We start from the raw sequence: 15,132 nt of genomic DNA on the forward strand, positions 1-15,132 counted from the left end.
TGTCCCTGATTAACGCAGCCAGAGAAGCATGGAGGCGACGTGCAGGACGGCGAGGTATCAGGTCGCTGTCTTGTCGTAACGGGTGGCAGCGGCGCGAAAGCATTTGAGGTCGTGGAAGAAGCACTCCACCCGGTAGCGCAGCCGGTAGAGGGTTCGGTCCAGAGGTGGAGGCTGCTTCCGGCTGGGATGGGGATGGATGACGGGCTTCATCCCCACCTTCTGGGCGTTGGCGCGAATGCGCTCGGCGTCATAGCCGGTGTCCGCGATGAAGGCGTCGCCTTCGGCGTGCACCAGCAGTTCCTCGGCCATCGTGGACTCATGCTGCTGTCCGGCCGTCAGCGCGAGGTGGAGCGGCTTACCGCCCGTCGTTGTGACGGCGTGAACCTTTGTTGAAAAACCTCCTCGAGAACGCCCCAGAGCATTGCTTCGGACCCCCCTTTTCCGCCCGAGGCGTCCTGATGCGCCCGGACGACGGAGGCGTCTGCCAGCGAGCCGAGCTCATCCACAGGAAGTCGCAGGGCCTTGAAGATGGCTTCCCAGCGCCCGGTTTGCGCCCAGCGGTGGAAGCGGTTGTAGACGGTCTTCCAGTGGCCGAATCGCTCCGGAAGGTCCCGCCATTGCACCCCTGTCTTCACGCGCCAGATGACGGCGTTGATGAAGTCGCGGTCCCCTCGCTTCGAGGGTGGGCCGCTACGCGAGCCCAGCAAGGGCTTGATGCGACTCCACTCGGCATCGCTCAGTTCATGTCGGCGCACAGCCAGCGTTGATCATGTCTGACGCTGGCTGGCAACCTCATATGCTCCTCAAGGCCGGGTCCAACGCCGGTGTTTGATCCACCAGGTTGAATTTCGGGCCGGAGAGCAGGGACAGCCCCTAGCCTCACGGAAGCCACGGCACAGCAGGTGCTGGACGTCTACGCTCGGAGGTTCACCGTCGAGGAGACGTTCCGGGACGTGAAGGACCTCAAGTTCGGCATGGGACTGAAGCAGGTGCGCGTGAAGACGCCGGAGCGCCGAGACAGGTTGCTGCTCATCAGCGCCCTGGCCCAGGTACTACTGACGCTGCTGGGCGCAGCGGGCGAGGCGCTGGGGTACGACAAGCATTTGAGAGTGAATACGGTGAAGCGGCGTACGCACTCGCTGTTCACCCAAGGCGCCTACTATTTCATGGCCATGCCGCGCATGAGCGATGAACGACTCCGCCCGTTGGTGGAGCGATTCGGGCAACTCGTCCGCGAGCACGCTGTCTTCCGAGAGGCCTTCGGACTTATCTGATTCAGATGAGGGGATGCTTCAGGATGGCGACATCACTCTACGACCTCAGCGTGCCCACCTTCCTGCAGACCGTGAGGGCCGTCGCAGGCTTTCTCGACCGTGCGGCCAAGCACTGCGCTGAGACGGGTGTTGATCCCGACGACTTCGTGAACGCGCGCCTTTTCGATGACATGGCGCCCTTCCACTTTCAGGTCGAAGCCACATGGCACCATTCCGTGTGGGGGGTGGAAGCCCTCAAGCCCGGTGTGTTCGCCCCGCCGGCCTTGGTCGGGCCCGTCCCTTTCGCCGACCTGCAGGCGATGATCGGCAAAGCGGAAGTGGCGTTGGAGGCGTTCACGCGCGACGAGATCGACCAATGCGCGGGCAAGGACCTGGACCTTCAGATTGGACCGCGGAGGCTCGCCTTCACGTCGGAGACGTTCATTCTCTCGTTTTCCCTGCCGAACTTCCATTTCCACGCCGTCTCGACCTACGACATCCTCCGCTCACGCGGTGTACCGATCGGCAAGCGTGATTACGAAGGCCGGCTACGCACGAGATCAGCCTGAGCCGGGAATCCGTTGTGGAGGCAGGCCGCGGGTGTTGGCGTACGTGAGATGAGCCGGTCTCACGCCCTCGTTCAAAAGGGCGTCTGGCCTGACGCGGGCTTCACCACCGAAAGCCCCTGTCGGCGGATGAGTTCGTCCAACTCGAAGCTCGGGGCCAGGCCGTCGGCGAAGCGCCCCTGCCGGTAGCGGACGTAGGATGGCCCCAAAGCCTCAACGTAGGTCAGGGTCACGGCTTCCCCGCTGGAGCCGCCCTCGGAGGTTTCCACCGAGCGCCGCAGCCGTCGTGAGCCCACGCGCTCGGTCGACCCGTCATCCGGGGCGGGGCCCGCGACAATGTCCACGGTGAGCTGGATCGGATCGCGGGTCGCGTGGGCACCTGAAGCCGGGGTGATCAGCCAGCCGTGCTCGCGCGTCTCGGCCTTGTAGTGGGAGGCAAGCCAGAGTTCATGACCCGCTACGGGTGGATGAATGCGCAGCGCGGTCATGGGGGGAGTTGCTTCTCGGCAACCGAGCATCCACAGCGCAAGAAGAACGAAGACCCCCACCGCACGGTAGATTTGAGCACGCATCCCAGGACTCAAGGAAAGCCGGGCTCCTGAGTCGGGTCAAGGTGGTGCACGTCCGCCGATCTCCGGGAACCGTTCATAGGCTCGCTGGAGCGCGTCCAGGTGTGCAGGGTTGTCCAGGTCGAGCGGCGCGTCGGTGAGCTGCACGACCCACCCGCCCGACTCCGTGCGACGTGCTCGCGAGAGAAGCTCGGCGTCGCGGGTCGGGTCCGGGAACCCGATGACCTTCGCGGCAGCGGCCGACCAGTAGTTCAGCCATCCGAGGCGATGCGGAATCTCAGGCGCGCGGCTCTTCTCAGGCAGCTTGAGTGCTGGCAGCCCTCGGGGCGGAATCCCTGGCTTGTGGACCGGATCGCGTGTTTGCCGTGCGATTTCGACACCCGCGCTAGACGGCGTCGCATGCCCCCAAAACGCGCGGGCCCCCTCTGCCACGCCTACGAGAACATCCGCTGCGGCTGCGATGACGGCCTCGTCCAGTGGCAGCTCTGCATGGGCATCGAATAGCGGCTGCCCACCCGGTGCCTGGCGCGCGGGAATTTGCAATCCATAAATCATCACTGGGAAGCTCTCGTCACCGTTGCACACGAGAGGGAATCCTCCGTCCCTGGTCCCTTCGGAAAGCCACGTATCGCGCTGCGGTAATGCGATGAGGCGCCCCTCCTCGGAAATCTTCCAAGCGAGGCGCAAGCCAGGGAAGGCCCGCTCCATCCCATGGACGACAGCGAGCGTGCGCTCGTCCCTTGCAAGAAGAGGCGGCGCATAGACAATGATGCCAAGGGTGCTTTGCGTGGTCATCGACTGCATCCTGTGACGACGATCGTCAGTTCGGGCGCCTCTCGCTCCAATGCTTCTTTGTGCGCTTCGGTGCTCACCCCAACGACGAAGCGATATCCACACAACAGCACGATGGTTCGCTCTTCCCGCATCTTGGCTGCCTGCCCTTTCACTGTCTGCCTCGGATAAAGGAATTGCAAGCCGAGAGGAAGAGCAGGAGTGCGGCGCATGCGCGGAGTCGCATGGTTACATTCGTTCAGTCGAGCCAGCGGTCATGATGCACCTACTCCTCCATGCTGCTCGCTTCCGCGTACAACACGAATCCATCGACGGGCATGGGGGCATGGGGGACGAGCGTCTCCACGAGAAAGAGGTTGTCACAGTGCCTGGCGTTCGGTCCGCCAAATACAGTCTTGATGGCCGGCTCAACGCATTCTTCGGCGGGAAGAAACGAACTGCCAGCTTGAGCGAGCCTGCGAACAATGTGCGCGGGATGAACTCGCCACTCTTGGCTCTCGGGGGCGATTCGGGTGCCCAGTTGCCCGAGCCATCGCACGAGATCCGCCCGCTGTGACTCAAGCAGCTTGTCGAAGTCCGTCCGAGGCGGGGCGGCGGGGGGGCGATAGATCCATCCGGTAACACGCGCCTCCGCCATGGCTGACTCTGCCCATGCGGCCACTGCTGATGGATCGATGATACGAAACTGCGTATCCAAACGCTCCATTGGCGGTTCGCTGTTCCAATAGCGCGTTATTTCTTGGCCGACGAACCCCGAGAGTTCGACGCGTCCATCGGCATCCACCTCCATCAGGAACTCTGGGGTGCTGTCATAGATGTTGTATTGAAATGCGGGCACGCCCAGGCGCGAGGAGAGGCGTGCGAGCAGCGGCGGAGTTCCCTGCATCAGGAGTTCGAAGGGGGCCGTGCGCAGGACGGTCCAACCAGGTGCCCCCTGAAACCCCGCCAGTCCCCAGCGCCGCACCTCGTCACCGAGCCCGTACTGCATGCGATCGTACCGCTCCGGGGTGCGCGGCTTGGGCGTTGTCAATCGCCGCCCCTCCTCCACCAACAAGCGTGAGAGTTCTCTCTCTACCCGGGCGGTATCCGCACACTGAATGAAGGCCACGTTCAGCCACGTTCCCATGGAAGATGAGCCTGTCACTTGAGGCAATGACGGTCGACTTCTCGCCAGCCCAGGTGGACGGCATCAACCGCGAACGGGATCGCCTCACGCGCAAGCTCGACGCGCCCGAGGCCGCCCGGCCCGCGTTCACGCCCCGGCGTAGCGCTCAGCGCCGCGCGTGCCGGGTCTCGGCCGCTTTGAGGACGTGCTCCTTGAGCAGGTAGCCGAAGCCCGCGTTGCGCAGCCGGACGATGAGCTCGTCCCGGGTCGTCTTGAGATGCTCGGCGGTGCGCTCCAGGCTCCAGCCCCCCTGCGCGAGCTGCTTGAGCAGATAGGCCCGGCGCGTCTGCGCCGCTGAGAGCCGGTAGGTCTTGAGGTACTCGACCGTGCCGTCGCCGCGCAGGATGGCCTCGCCCATGTGGTTCTCCTCCGAGGGCGACAAGCCCGTGATGAAGCGCTGGAGGTGGAAGGGGCCCGCCTCGTAGAGGGGGGAGGTGATCACCTCGGCGCCGATGATGCCCTCGGCCATGAAGCCCATGAAGTCCGCCCAGTCCGCGCGCATGCGCTCGATGGCGGCCCTCAGGTCCCTCATCGAGTTCACGCTCGCATCCTCCACTCCTGTCCCCAGCACGGGCACGTCTCCCAGGAAGCCGTACTGCACGAGCAGATCCCCGTAGAAGTCCTCGAGCAGGGCCCGGTGCAGGGCGCGGTAGTCCTCGGGGTGCGAGACGATGGCGCAGGAGAGCAGCGCGTCCGCCTGGAAGATGAGCACGCCCACCTGGCGCTCGTGCAGCTCGAAGATGCGTAGCGCCTCCGCGAAGGCCGCGCTGGCCCAACCCGAAGAGGTCCACTCGCTCCGGGGATTGAGCCCCTGGGAGAGCGCCTCCTGGGAGTACTCGCTCCAGGCCACCTGCGGCCCGCCGAAATACAGCGCGAGAAAGCCCTCCATCGTCAGGTGCATGGGCAACAGCCGCAGCCGGTTCTTGTCCTCGCGGTGCACCATGCGGTGCAGCACCCGTGTTGAGGAGAAGGGCCCGTGCTTGAGGCTCTTGCCCTCCTTGGCCTCCGGCTTGCGCAGCCGGGTCTCGGGGGTCACCGCCGCGCCCTTGTCGTCCCAGTCCACCACCAGGCCATGGGGGACGTAGGACACGTAATGGAGCCCGGGCTCCATCAACCCGCCCTGGAGCGACACGACGCTCACGTCCTCGTCGTAGCTCCTGCGGGTGATGCGCAGGTCTCCGGGGATGTCATCGCGCAGCACGGGCACCAGGCGGATGCTCCCCCAGACCTGCGAGGGCGCGAGCCGCAGCCCCGTGAGGGGCAGCCGCCGCACCGCGCTCTTGCCTCCCTCCTTCATGCCACCTCCTCGTCGAGCGACTCTTCCGGGAGCTCGGAGCGGGCCCTTGGGGGCTCGGTCCCGGCGTGGCCTCGGGGCGAGTGCTCGAGCATCCGCCGCACGCGCGCCGCCAGGTAGTCCTCGAGTTCCGCCAGGGGAGAGGCCCCCTCGGCGAAGCGCGCGAAGCCGAGCACCGTGGGCAGGTCCTCCGCGTCCCGCACGCCCACGGTGGGCACGTGCGTCCCGATCCCCCGGGGCGCGTAGAGCTCCGAGGCGAACACGGGGTTGGCGTGGATGATGGTGGTGCGGCGGGCGGGATCCAGCTTCGTGCGAAACAGGCGGGTGACCTCGGCCACGGCGTTGGGGGGATCATTGTCGTAGCCATCCGACACGACGACCACCAGCTCGGGCATCCAGTCCAGCGCGTCCAGCAGCGGGGTGGCGAGGTCCGTCTGCCCCCGGGCGCGCGAGAGCAGGGGGTGCTCGGGAGGATGCATCCAGAAAGCGCGGTATTCGCGCGCCGTGGCGGCCAGCAGGTAGTGCGCCGCGAGCGCCACACCGAGGGGCCGACGGCGCTTCTCGCTCGAGCCCGAGGCGGAGTAGCTGTTGTCCAGCACGGCCGCCACCCGGCCCAGGGGCACCGAGGCCCGGCGCAGGCTGTTCACCGCAGCCTGCTCGAGCGCGGTGTGCAGCTCCGCCAGCCGCTCCCGTCGCACCTCCAGCGGGAGGGAGAGCACGTAGAGCGCCAGCCGGGTGAGCGGTGTGCGCCCCAGGTCGAGGGCGATGGCCCCTTGGGCGCGCGTGGCCGAGCCCTGCAAGCGCAGCCTCTCGGCGGCGGTGAGGCGCGGCTCGATCTTCCGCAGGAAGACGTCCCGGGGGAGCTGGTGCTTCGCGGCGAGCCCCTCGGCGACGGTGTAGGGCAGCTCGAAGAGGGCGGAGGCGTCGTAGTGGGCCTTGCGGAACGTCTCCAGCAGGGGAGCCTGGAACACGCGCTTTCGCCAGCCGTGGAAGAGAAAGGGGTTGAGCTCTCCGGGCAGCTTGAGGTGGGTATGCGCCACGGCGGCGCGCAGCTTGGAGCGGTACTTCACCGCGTCGAAGTGCAGGTCCGCGCGCCCCTTCAGGAACTCGCGCACGATGGCGCGGGAGCGGCGGTTGTTGATGCGCCGCTCGCGCAGCACGTCCAGCACCCGGTAGGCCCGCTGGGGAGGCAGGGCCCGGAGCGCCGCCGCGATGAGCGCGCCCTCCTCGTGCCGGTCCGCGGACGGGGTCTGCTTCCCGCTCGCCAGCAGGTTGAGGATGATCTGCGCCTGGTTGAAGTGGTTGATGCCCGCGGCCAGGGTGCGCGTGTAGAGGCGGCGGTAGTTGCCGAGGATGTAGGCGTGCAGGAACTCGATGGACACCGCCTGCCCGCGCCCGTCGTTGTAGAACTCGCGCTGCCCGGTGCACGAGAAGCACGCGTTGACGAACATGACCAGGTCCTCACGGGCGACCTGCTCGGCACGTGCTCCCACGATGTCCATCGAAGGTTCACCCTTCCTGAGGCGGGAGCGCCGCTCGGGGAGGGCGGACACGATTAGCTAGTCAAGCTCCAAAGGCCCGGTTCGGAAATCGCATCACAGTCCCGCGAGCGGCACCCGCCACCGTAGCATGACGCAGCAGACGTCCGCGGACTGACACGCGCGAGGAGCCGGGTGGAGGGGGCGTTCAGCCGCGAATGCGCTTGCCGAATGGAGCGAACGCGACCATTCCGAGCTTGAGGTGCTGCAGCGCGAACGGAATGCCGATGATCGTCAGCGCCAGGCCGACGCCGATGACGACGTTGGTGAGGAAGATCCAGATTCCAGCGAAGAGTGCCCAGACGATGTTGAGCCCGAAGCTCATCGCGCCTGCGCTGGGAAGGTCCTCGATGTCCTTGCCGAAGGGCATCAGCGCGAGGCCGGCCATCTTGAAGCACTGCACGCCGAACGGGATGCCGACGAGGGTGAGGCAGAGCACCAGTCCACCCAACAGGTACTCGAGGCAGAGCACCAGCCCTCCGCCGAAGATGATCCACACCAGGTTCAGAAGCAGGTTCATGATCGGCTTATACGTTGGAGTCGTCAGTCGATGACATGCGCCTGCCTGAATTTCGCCAGGCCTCGATTTCAGGAGCCGCGCGCGCTGCTATCGCTTGAGCCAGGGCGCGGGGTGTTTGTCCATCCCCGAGCCCCGTCGTGGAGGCGTCCCGCCAACCGGCGCCTACTCCTCCGCGGCCTCCTGCGGCTCCTGGAAGTCCACGTCGAAGTTGACGCGCTGGCCGGGCTCGATGGTGAAGGTCTTCTGCCAGTGCGACGGGCCCACGGTGACGTTGAGTCGGTGGTAGCCCTCGAAGACGTCCAGCTCCTCCACGGGGACCGTGCCCACGGGCTTGCCGTCCACGGAGACGTTGGCGCCGGCGGGACCGCGCACGTTGATGAAGGCCTTGTTGAGGAAGAACTGGTAGGCGGAGCGGCCCGTGGGGGCCACCGTCACGGTGCGCGATACGGAGATGCCGAGCGCGCCGTTGGTGAAGGTCAGCAGGTGCTTGCCCGGCGGCAGCGACGCGGACAGCGGCGTGCGGCCCAGCAGCGCGTTGTTGAGCGTAACCTCCACGCGGGGCTCCACGGTGAGGTCCAGGATGCCCATCACGGGGCCCGCGTCCACACCGGCGTCCACGCCCGCGTCCTCGATGCCCGCGTCGAAGGGCTCCGCCACGACGATGGGCAGACCCGCGTCGAACGTCTCCACCGTCATCGTGCCCTGGAGCTGGCGCTGGACGATCACCGCGCCTGCGCCGAGCGTCAGCACGAGACCGCCCACCACGAACGGCACCCAGGAGCGTGAAGGCTTCTGCGCGGCCACCGCCTGCACCGTGGGGCTCGCCGCGCCACCGAAGATGGGGCCCGCGGGCCGCGTCTCCGTGGATGCAGTCGGAGCAGGGGAGGGCGTTACGGTCTGTGCCGTGGCCGGGATCGCGGTGCTCGGGGCAGCGCTCTGCACCGGGGCCGCAACAGGAGTGCTCTGTGCGGTCTGCACAGGCGCCGGAGTCTGCGCCACCGTCGCCACGGGCTGCACAGGCGCGGAAGCCTGCGGCGCGGCGGCCACTGCCTGCACGGGCGCCGGCTTGCTGCTCTCCGCCGAGGAGAACTCCGGCACCTTGCTCTTCACGGGCTCCGCGAGCCCCGCGCCGTTCGCGATGATCTCCGCGATCTGCGGCGTCGGCATGCCCGCCTTCGCCAGTGCCTCCGCGATGCCCTTCTCAATCGTCGCCCGCCGCGCCGCGCGAGCCTCGGCCTCCGGCGGGAACAGCTTCGCCAGGTGCTCCGCGAACTCCTCGTGCGTCGGCAGCTTGCCAATCGCATCCACCAGCGCCTCGCGGAACGCGAGCGCCGACGAATAGCGCTCCAACGCCCGCTTCGTCGTCGCACGCCGCACGACGGCATCCAGCTTCAGCGGCACGTCCGCCGGCATCGGGGGCAGGGCGCGGTTGAGCACCGCCTTGTCCGGATCCGCCGACTCCTTGAACGGCATCTTCCCCGTGAGGCACTCGTGCAGCGTGAGGCCCAGCAGGAACACGTCCGACTGCACGTTCACGGCCTCGCGCCCGCCCAACAGCTGCTCCGGGGACGTGTACGCGCGGCGGTTCTTCACGCGCTTGCCACCGCGCTCACGCGGCGCCACGGACAGCGCGCCGTAGCCCGTCACCTTCGTGTAGCCGCTGAAGGACACCATCAGCGTCTCGGGCCGGATGTCTCCGTGCACCAGCGGCGAACCGTCGTCGTTGCCCGCCACGTGCGCGTAGTGCAGCCCCATGGCCGCGTCCGCCACCACCAGCGCCGCGAAGCCCGGCGTCATGCGCGGGTTCGCTTCCAGCACGCGCCGCAGCGGCTCACCGTCCGCGAACTCGGTGACGCGCGCCAGGCCTCCGTCCAGCTTCTCCAGGCCGTGCACGCGCAGGATGTTCGGGTGCTCGAAGACGATGGCGCGGTTCGTCTCGCGCTCCAGGCGCGCCACCAGCTCCGGGTTCTGCGCGATTTCAGGCGGTGCCCAGATGAGCACCACGGGGCGGGGCGTGGCGCCTTCCTCAATCGACAGTCCGAGGAAGGCACGCGAGCCCTCTCCGGCAAGGAGGGGGCCGAGTGACTGATAGCGAGGCGAACTCATGGGAACGGCATGCTAGTGCCCTTCCCGTCGATCCTGGAATCCCCGGGTCGCGCCTAGATTCGCTGCCCGGCGAAAGGCAGCGTCAGGTGGTAGCCGTAGCGCCCGCGCCGCACGAGCAACAGCACGCTACGTCCCCGTCGCGCTGTCAGCAGGGCTTCACGGAAAGTGTCACCCGTTGGGACAGGCTGATTGTTCATCCGCAACAGCACGTCCCCCGGCTCCAGCCCAATCTCCGAGGCAGCCGACCCCTGCCGCACGGACGCAATCGCCATCCCGCCCTTGCTCTCCTTCACTCGTAGTCCCAGCTTCTCCCACGCCAGGTTCTCAAGCAGGCGAGCTGGAAATTCGACCGGCGTCACCTGCACCGTGCGGTTGCCGCCTGCTCGGAAGAGCACCAAGGGGAAGACCGAGCGGGCAGGGTAGCCGCGCACGCGCGAGTCGAAATCCTCCGCGTCCTGGATGCGCGAACCGCCCAGCTCCGCGACCACGTCTCCGCGCTGCACACCGGCCTGCGCGGCGGGGCTGTCCGGATCCACGTTCGTCACGATGACGCCGTACGTGCGGTCCCACCCGAGCCGCGCGGCCACCTGCGAGGGCAGGTCCGCCGTGTCCATGCCCACCCACGCGGGGCGCACCTTCCCGAAGCGCGTGAGCTCCTCCACGATGCGCCGCACCTTGTCCGCGGGGATGGCGAAGCCGATGCCCTGCCCGTTGGCGTAGATGGCCGTGTTGATGCCGATGATCTCTCCGTCCACGTTGAGCAGCGGCCCGCCGGAGTTGCCCGGGTTGATGGCCGCGTCCGTCTGGAGGAAGTCGTTGTAGACGCGGTCGTCCGCACGGAAGGTGCGGCCCGTGGCGGACACCACGCCCGCGGTCACCGTCTTGCTCAGGCCGAACGGGCTGCCGATGGCGACCACCGTCTCGCCAATCATCAAGTCACTGCTGGTGCCCAGCTTCGCGGTGGGCAGGGGCTCCTTCGCGTTGACCTTGAGGACCGCCAGGTCGTTGTTCGCGTCACTGCCCACCACCTCCGCGTCGAAGGTGCGCCCGTCCGCGAGCACCACGTGGATGGCGGAGGCGCCCCGGATGACGTGGTCGTTGGTGACGATGATGCCGGACGGGTCGATGATGGCGCCGCTGCCCAGGCCGGTGATGCGCTGGCGCGTCTCCGGCTGCGCCATCCCCTGGCCGAAGAACTCCTCCAGCGGTGAGCGGGGCCGGCCCCGGAAGCGCGACTCCACCTCCTGTTCGGTGCCGATGTAGACGACCGCCGGGGAGACCTTCTGTACGACCTCCACCACGTCGCTGCGGCGCCGGGACAGGTCCGCGTGCGCCGGGAGCGCCAGCACGAGCCCCCACAGCAAGAGCCCCCACCGGATGTGTGCTGCCCTCATGCCTTCCTCCGTACGTCGCCGGGAATTGTCTCCCGGAAGACAGTCTGAATGTCGGGAAGGCCTCAGCCATTCCCTGGGTGTCTGGAAGCGGCGTCCCGCTCTTCATAGACCAGATGGTGCGGCCGTGATCGAACGCACTTTCAGGCAGAACGTCCTTGCCCTGGGCCGATTGCGGCGTTGGGGGAGCAAGGGCAGCCCTGGGAGTCCCGGCGCGGCGTGTTGCTGGCTGCCCGCGGGGGCCTTGGGAGCGGTTGCGCATGAGTCTCGTCCTGGTCGCGGATGACGAACCCGCGGTGCTGGAAGTCCTGAGCCAGGTGATTGAGGACCTGGGGCACGACGTGGTGCGCGCGAGGGATGGCGAGGAGGCCCTGGCGCTCGCGAGAGTCCACCGGCCGCGGCTGGTGGTGACGGACCACATGATGCCGCGCATGAGCGGCATGGAGCTGTGCAGCCGGCTGAAGCAGGAGCCGGGCCTGCGCGAGGTGCCCATCATCCTCCTGAGCGCCGTGCTCCAGCAGGGCTCGCCGGATGCGTCCGCGTTCCTCAACAAGCCCTTTGAAATCACCGACTTCGAGGCGCTGGTCCACGACGTGCTGGAGAAGGCCCCCGCCGTGCCCCCGGGGCCCGCCACGCCCGTGGAGGCGCTGAGCCGGTGGGTGGCGCAGTCGCTCCAGGGCCCGCTGGAGGCCGCGAGGGATCAGCTGCGCACGCTTCGTGATTTGCCTCCACCGGGCAAGAGCGCGGTGGAGGCGCTGGGCGCGCAGCTCCAGTCGCTGGAGCGGATGGGACGCTACCTCCAGGACGCCGCCCGTCTGAGCTCCGGCAGCGTGACGTTGCGGCCGGTGGAGGGAGATCTGCGCCAGCCCCTGGAGGCCTCCGTCGCGCGGTGCCGCACCACGGGGCCGGGCGTGCCGGTGGAGGTGACGGTGCCCCCGGAGGCGGTGGGCCTGCGCTTCGACCCGGAGCGCCTGGAGCAGGTGTTCGACGTGCTCCTGTCGAACGCGGCAAGGCAGGGCGGGGTGCGCGTGGAATTGAAGGCGTCCCCGGAGCAGGTGCTGGTGCGCGTGAGCGACCCGGGGCCGGGCATCCCCGAAGCGGAGCTGCCCCGGCTGTTCCAGCCCTTCCCGGAGGGCCCCGCGCAGGGAGAAGCGCTGGGGCTCTACGTGGCCTCGGAGCTGGCGAAGCTGCACGGCGGCGCGCTCTCCGCCGAGTCGCGCCCCGGGCAGGGCGCGACGTTCAGCGTGTCACTGCCGCGCGTGGCCTGATGCCTCAGGCCTTCTGCGACTTCAGCATCCAGCCGATCATCTTGTAGAGCAGGCGGGCGCCTACGTTGGCGTCCCACTCGCTGCCCTCCGGGTCGGGGGCCACTTCGGTGAGGTCGAAGCCGACGATGGTGCGGCCCGAGCGCACGACGCCCGCGACGAGCGCGGTGGCCTCCGGGAAGGACAGGCCACCGGGGACGGGGGTGCCGGTGTTCGGGCACAGCACGGGGTCCAGGCCGTCGATGTCGAAGGACAGGTAGACCTGCTGCGGCAGCTTGTCGACGATCTGCTTCACCTGCTGGTTCCAGGGCAGTCCGTCGAAGCGGTTCTGCTGGAGGACGGCGTCGTAGAAGGCGTGGATGCGGCCGCCGGAGTCCTCGATGTAGCGGTGCTCGTTCTCACTCATGTCGCGCAGGCCCACCTGGACCAGCGTCTTCACGCCCGGGATGCGCTCGCACACGTTGTAGAAGATGGACGCGTGCGACCAGGTGAAGCCCTCGTACGCGACGCGCAGGTCGGCGTGCGCGTCCAGGTGCAGCACGCCCATGCCGGGGTACTTCTCCGCGTGGGCCTGGACGATGCCGAAGGAGATGGCGTGATCGCCACCCACGGCGGCCACGAGCTTGCCCTGCTCAAGCCACTGCTTCGCGGTGCGGTAGACGTGGTCGTTGAGCTTCTCGCTGAAGCCATTCACGTCCTTCGCGGCGGCGAGCAACTCGGCCTCGCCGGACTCGATGCCGCCCGCTTCGATGACGAGCAGGGCACGCTCCTTGGCGCGCTCGTTCCACGTGTGCAGTTCGGCGGGAGCCTCCAGCATGGCGATGCCGCGCTCGTAGGGCCGGCCGGTCTCCACGTCGAAGAGGTCCACCTGCTTGCTGGCCTCCAGCAGGGCGGCGGGGCCGTCGGACGTGCCGCCGCCGTAGCTGGTGGTGGCCTCGAAGGGCACGGGGATGACGACGACGTGGGCCTCGTCGGGAGAGTGGGGGAGGCCGAAGATGCCGGAGCCCGGCTGCGCGGCGGCGGCGGGGTCGAAGTGGGTAGCCATGGCGGCGCAGGATACGGTTCCGCTCCCGGGGCGCAATGGCTTCGGTGGCGCCTGGCTGCCCTCAGGGGGGAAAGGCCTTCATGAACTTGCGCGCATGGTCCGAGTTGGGCCCCTGGATTCCCAACCGCATGTAGAGGTCGTACTCCTTCCGCGCCTCCTTCACCCGTCCCAGGTTCTCGTAGGTGTTGGCCAGCGCGAACCGGCACGCACCCCTGTCCGGCTCCGCCTCCACGCAATCGCGAAACGAGGACAGGGCGTCCGCGGGCCGCCCCAGTTCGAGGAAGGCCCTGCCCTTGGAATAGGCCGCGTCCGCCACATCGGAGGATTGCTTGTGCTGCTCGCCCGAGCGCATGACCCACGTCAGCACCAGCACGCCGAGCAAGGCACCGCCTCCCATGATGATGCCGTTGCGCCAGTGGTGACTCCAGCGGGGCCTGGCCAGGACTTCAGGCGGCACGGGGGGAGGATTCTCCTCGGGCGCGTCTTGGGGAACCCGGGGCGGGCTTGGGGGAACCAGCTCCGCGGGGAGCACGGGCCACTCGTGCATCGCGGACGACGGCGGGGTGGACTCGGCGTCCACGATGGCGCGACTGGCCAGCAGCCGTTCGTCGCGCCAGGTCTGGAGCTGCCGGAGGAAGGTCTCTGGAATGGAGACGGGCCGGTGCTGGGTGGCCAGCTGTTCCTGGAAGCACCACGCCATGAACAGCTTCCGGGCATGGGTGGGGAGGCGCGGCGCATGCGAGCCCAGCCAATCCGACAGGGATTGCTGCAGCGCCTCCGCGCTCCGGTAGCGCTCGTCCGCAGAGGGCATGAGGGCCCGCTTCAGGATGGAGAGCAGGTCCTCATCCAGGCCCGGGTTGAGGCTGCGCGCTGGCGTGTGCCGGCCCTCGGTGGCGCGCTGGAAGATCTCCAGCTCGTTGCCGGTGATGGGCCGCTCGCCACAAAGCAGTTCGAACAGGACGACGCCCACCGCGTAGACATCCGCGCGCGCGTCCGCGGGCCACTGTTTGAGCTGCTCCGGTGCCAGGTAGGAGTACTTGCCCTTGACGACCCCGACCTCCGTCTCCGGCCGCCCCGCGAGCCGCGCCTTGGCGATGCCGAAGTCGGAGACCTTCACCTCGCCCTCGTAGCTCACGAGGACGTTGTCGGGAGAGATGTCCCGGTGCACGAGCCCCAGGGACTCGCCCTGTTCATCCGTGCGGGTATGGGCATGGTGCAGGCCGCGGCACAGCTCGATGACGGTGCTCACCGCGAGCGGCGCGGGCATCCAGGGCATTCCCCGGGCCTTGAGCTGCTTGAGCACGCGGGACAGCGGCTGGCCGTCCACGAACTCCATGGCCAGGAAGTACTCGCCCTCCACCTGGCCGAAGTCGAAGACCTGGACGATGTTGCCGTGGTTGAGCCCCACGGAGATGCGCGCCTCGTTGAGGAACATCTCGACGAAGGCGGGGTTGTCCGCGTACTCGCCCAGGACGCGCTTGATGACGACGGTCTTGGTGATGCCGGGGCCCGCCGTGTATTTCCCCCGGTAGACCATGGCCATTCCCCCGGCGCCCAGGCGCTCCAGGAGCTCGTAACGGCCAAAGGGGAGAGGCTGCGTCGCGCTCACCCGGGTCACGGTAGCAAAG

General features: G+C 68.0%; 14 protein-coding genes and 1 pseudogene. 3 read left to right on the forward strand and 12 right to left on the reverse strand.

Going from position 1 to position 15,132, the window contains the following annotated elements:
• Positions 1-57: 57 nt before the first annotated feature.
• Positions 58-755: pseudogene (locus tag GTZ93_RS43445) on the reverse strand (IS5 family transposase).
• Positions 756-845: 90 nt separating this feature from the next.
• Here GTZ93_RS43445 and GTZ93_RS32035 point away from each other — a divergent pair.
• Positions 846-1,274: a transposase gene (locus GTZ93_RS32035; RefSeq protein WP_257979182.1), complete on the forward strand. Its 429-nt coding sequence runs from the start codon at positions 846-848 to the stop codon at positions 1,272-1,274.
• Positions 1,275-1,297: 23 nt separating this feature from the next.
• On the forward strand, positions 1,298-1,822 hold the full coding sequence (locus tag GTZ93_RS32040) for a DUF1993 domain-containing protein (protein WP_139918635.1): 525 nt from the start codon (positions 1,298-1,300) through the stop codon (positions 1,820-1,822).
• Between the two features lie 71 nt (positions 1,823-1,893).
• Here the strand turns inward: GTZ93_RS32040 and GTZ93_RS32045 are convergent, their stop codons facing one another.
• The 9 genes from GTZ93_RS32045 to GTZ93_RS32085 form a co-directional block, all read right to left on the reverse strand.
• Positions 1,894-2,307, reverse strand: a complete 414-nt coding sequence (locus GTZ93_RS32045) for a Tsi3 family protein (RefSeq protein ID WP_139918637.1) — start codon at positions 2,305-2,307, stop codon at positions 1,894-1,896.
• A 120-nt stretch (positions 2,308-2,427) separates the two neighbouring features.
• A complete protein-coding gene (locus tag GTZ93_RS32050; protein WP_139918639.1) occupies positions 2,428-3,183 on the reverse strand; it encodes a DUF5953 family protein in 756 nt (251 codons plus the stop codon).
• Positions 3,180-3,392, reverse strand: a complete 213-nt coding sequence (locus GTZ93_RS32055) for a DUF6310 domain-containing protein (RefSeq protein ID WP_139918640.1) — start codon at positions 3,390-3,392, stop codon at positions 3,180-3,182. The genes GTZ93_RS32050 and GTZ93_RS32055 overlap by 4 nt, the downstream gene beginning before the upstream one ends.
• A gap of 53 nt (positions 3,393-3,445) precedes the next feature.
• A complete protein-coding gene (locus GTZ93_RS32060; protein ID WP_139918642.1) occupies positions 3,446-4,306 on the reverse strand; it encodes a hypothetical protein in 861 nt (286 codons plus the stop codon).
• 145 nt (positions 4,307-4,451) lie between these two features.
• The gene (locus GTZ93_RS32065) at positions 4,452-5,642 is read right to left on the reverse strand and encodes an ARPP-2 domain-containing protein (protein WP_139918643.1); all 1,191 of its coding nucleotides are present in this window, start codon (positions 5,640-5,642) and stop codon (positions 4,452-4,454) included.
• A complete protein-coding gene (locus tag GTZ93_RS32070; protein WP_257979181.1) occupies positions 5,639-7,141 on the reverse strand; it encodes a hypothetical protein in 1,503 nt (500 codons plus the stop codon). The genes GTZ93_RS32065 and GTZ93_RS32070 overlap by 4 nt, the downstream gene beginning before the upstream one ends.
• 184 nt (positions 7,142-7,325) lie before the next feature.
• Positions 7,326-7,697 (reverse strand): YccF domain-containing protein, encoded by a 372-nt coding sequence (locus GTZ93_RS32075; protein WP_139918645.1) that lies wholly within the window; start codon positions 7,695-7,697, stop codon positions 7,326-7,328.
• A gap of 162 nt (positions 7,698-7,859) precedes the next feature.
• On the reverse strand, positions 7,860-9,803 hold the full coding sequence (locus GTZ93_RS32080; protein WP_139918646.1) for a protein kinase domain-containing protein: 1,944 nt from the start codon (positions 9,801-9,803) through the stop codon (positions 7,860-7,862).
• Positions 9,804-9,856: 53 nt separating this feature from the next.
• Entirely contained in the window at positions 9,857-11,197 is a 1,341-nt protein-coding gene (locus GTZ93_RS32085; RefSeq protein ID WP_121751329.1) for a trypsin-like peptidase domain-containing protein, read from the reverse strand.
• Between the two features lie 257 nt (positions 11,198-11,454).
• Here GTZ93_RS32085 and GTZ93_RS32090 point away from each other — a divergent pair, with 257 nt between their 5' ends.
• Complete coding sequence (locus tag GTZ93_RS32090) at positions 11,455-12,462, forward strand: hybrid sensor histidine kinase/response regulator (protein WP_139918648.1); 1,008 nt, start codon at positions 11,455-11,457, stop codon at positions 12,460-12,462.
• Positions 12,463-12,466: 4 nt separating this feature from the next.
• On the opposite strand, the gene GTZ93_RS32095 is transcribed toward GTZ93_RS32090, so the two are convergent.
• Entirely contained in the window at positions 12,467-13,504 is a 1,038-nt protein-coding gene (locus GTZ93_RS32095; protein ID WP_139918649.1) for an agmatinase family protein, read from the reverse strand.
• Positions 13,505-13,565: 61 nt separating this feature from the next.
• The gene (locus GTZ93_RS32100) at positions 13,566-15,113 is read right to left on the reverse strand and encodes a serine/threonine protein kinase (RefSeq protein ID WP_161663183.1); all 1,548 of its coding nucleotides are present in this window, start codon (positions 15,111-15,113) and stop codon (positions 13,566-13,568) included.
• Positions 15,114-15,132: the final 19 nt, after the last annotated feature.

This window comes from Corallococcus exiguus (genome assembly GCF_009909105.1).
Lineage (GTDB): Bacteria > Myxococcota > Myxococcia > Myxococcales > Myxococcaceae > Corallococcus > Corallococcus exiguus.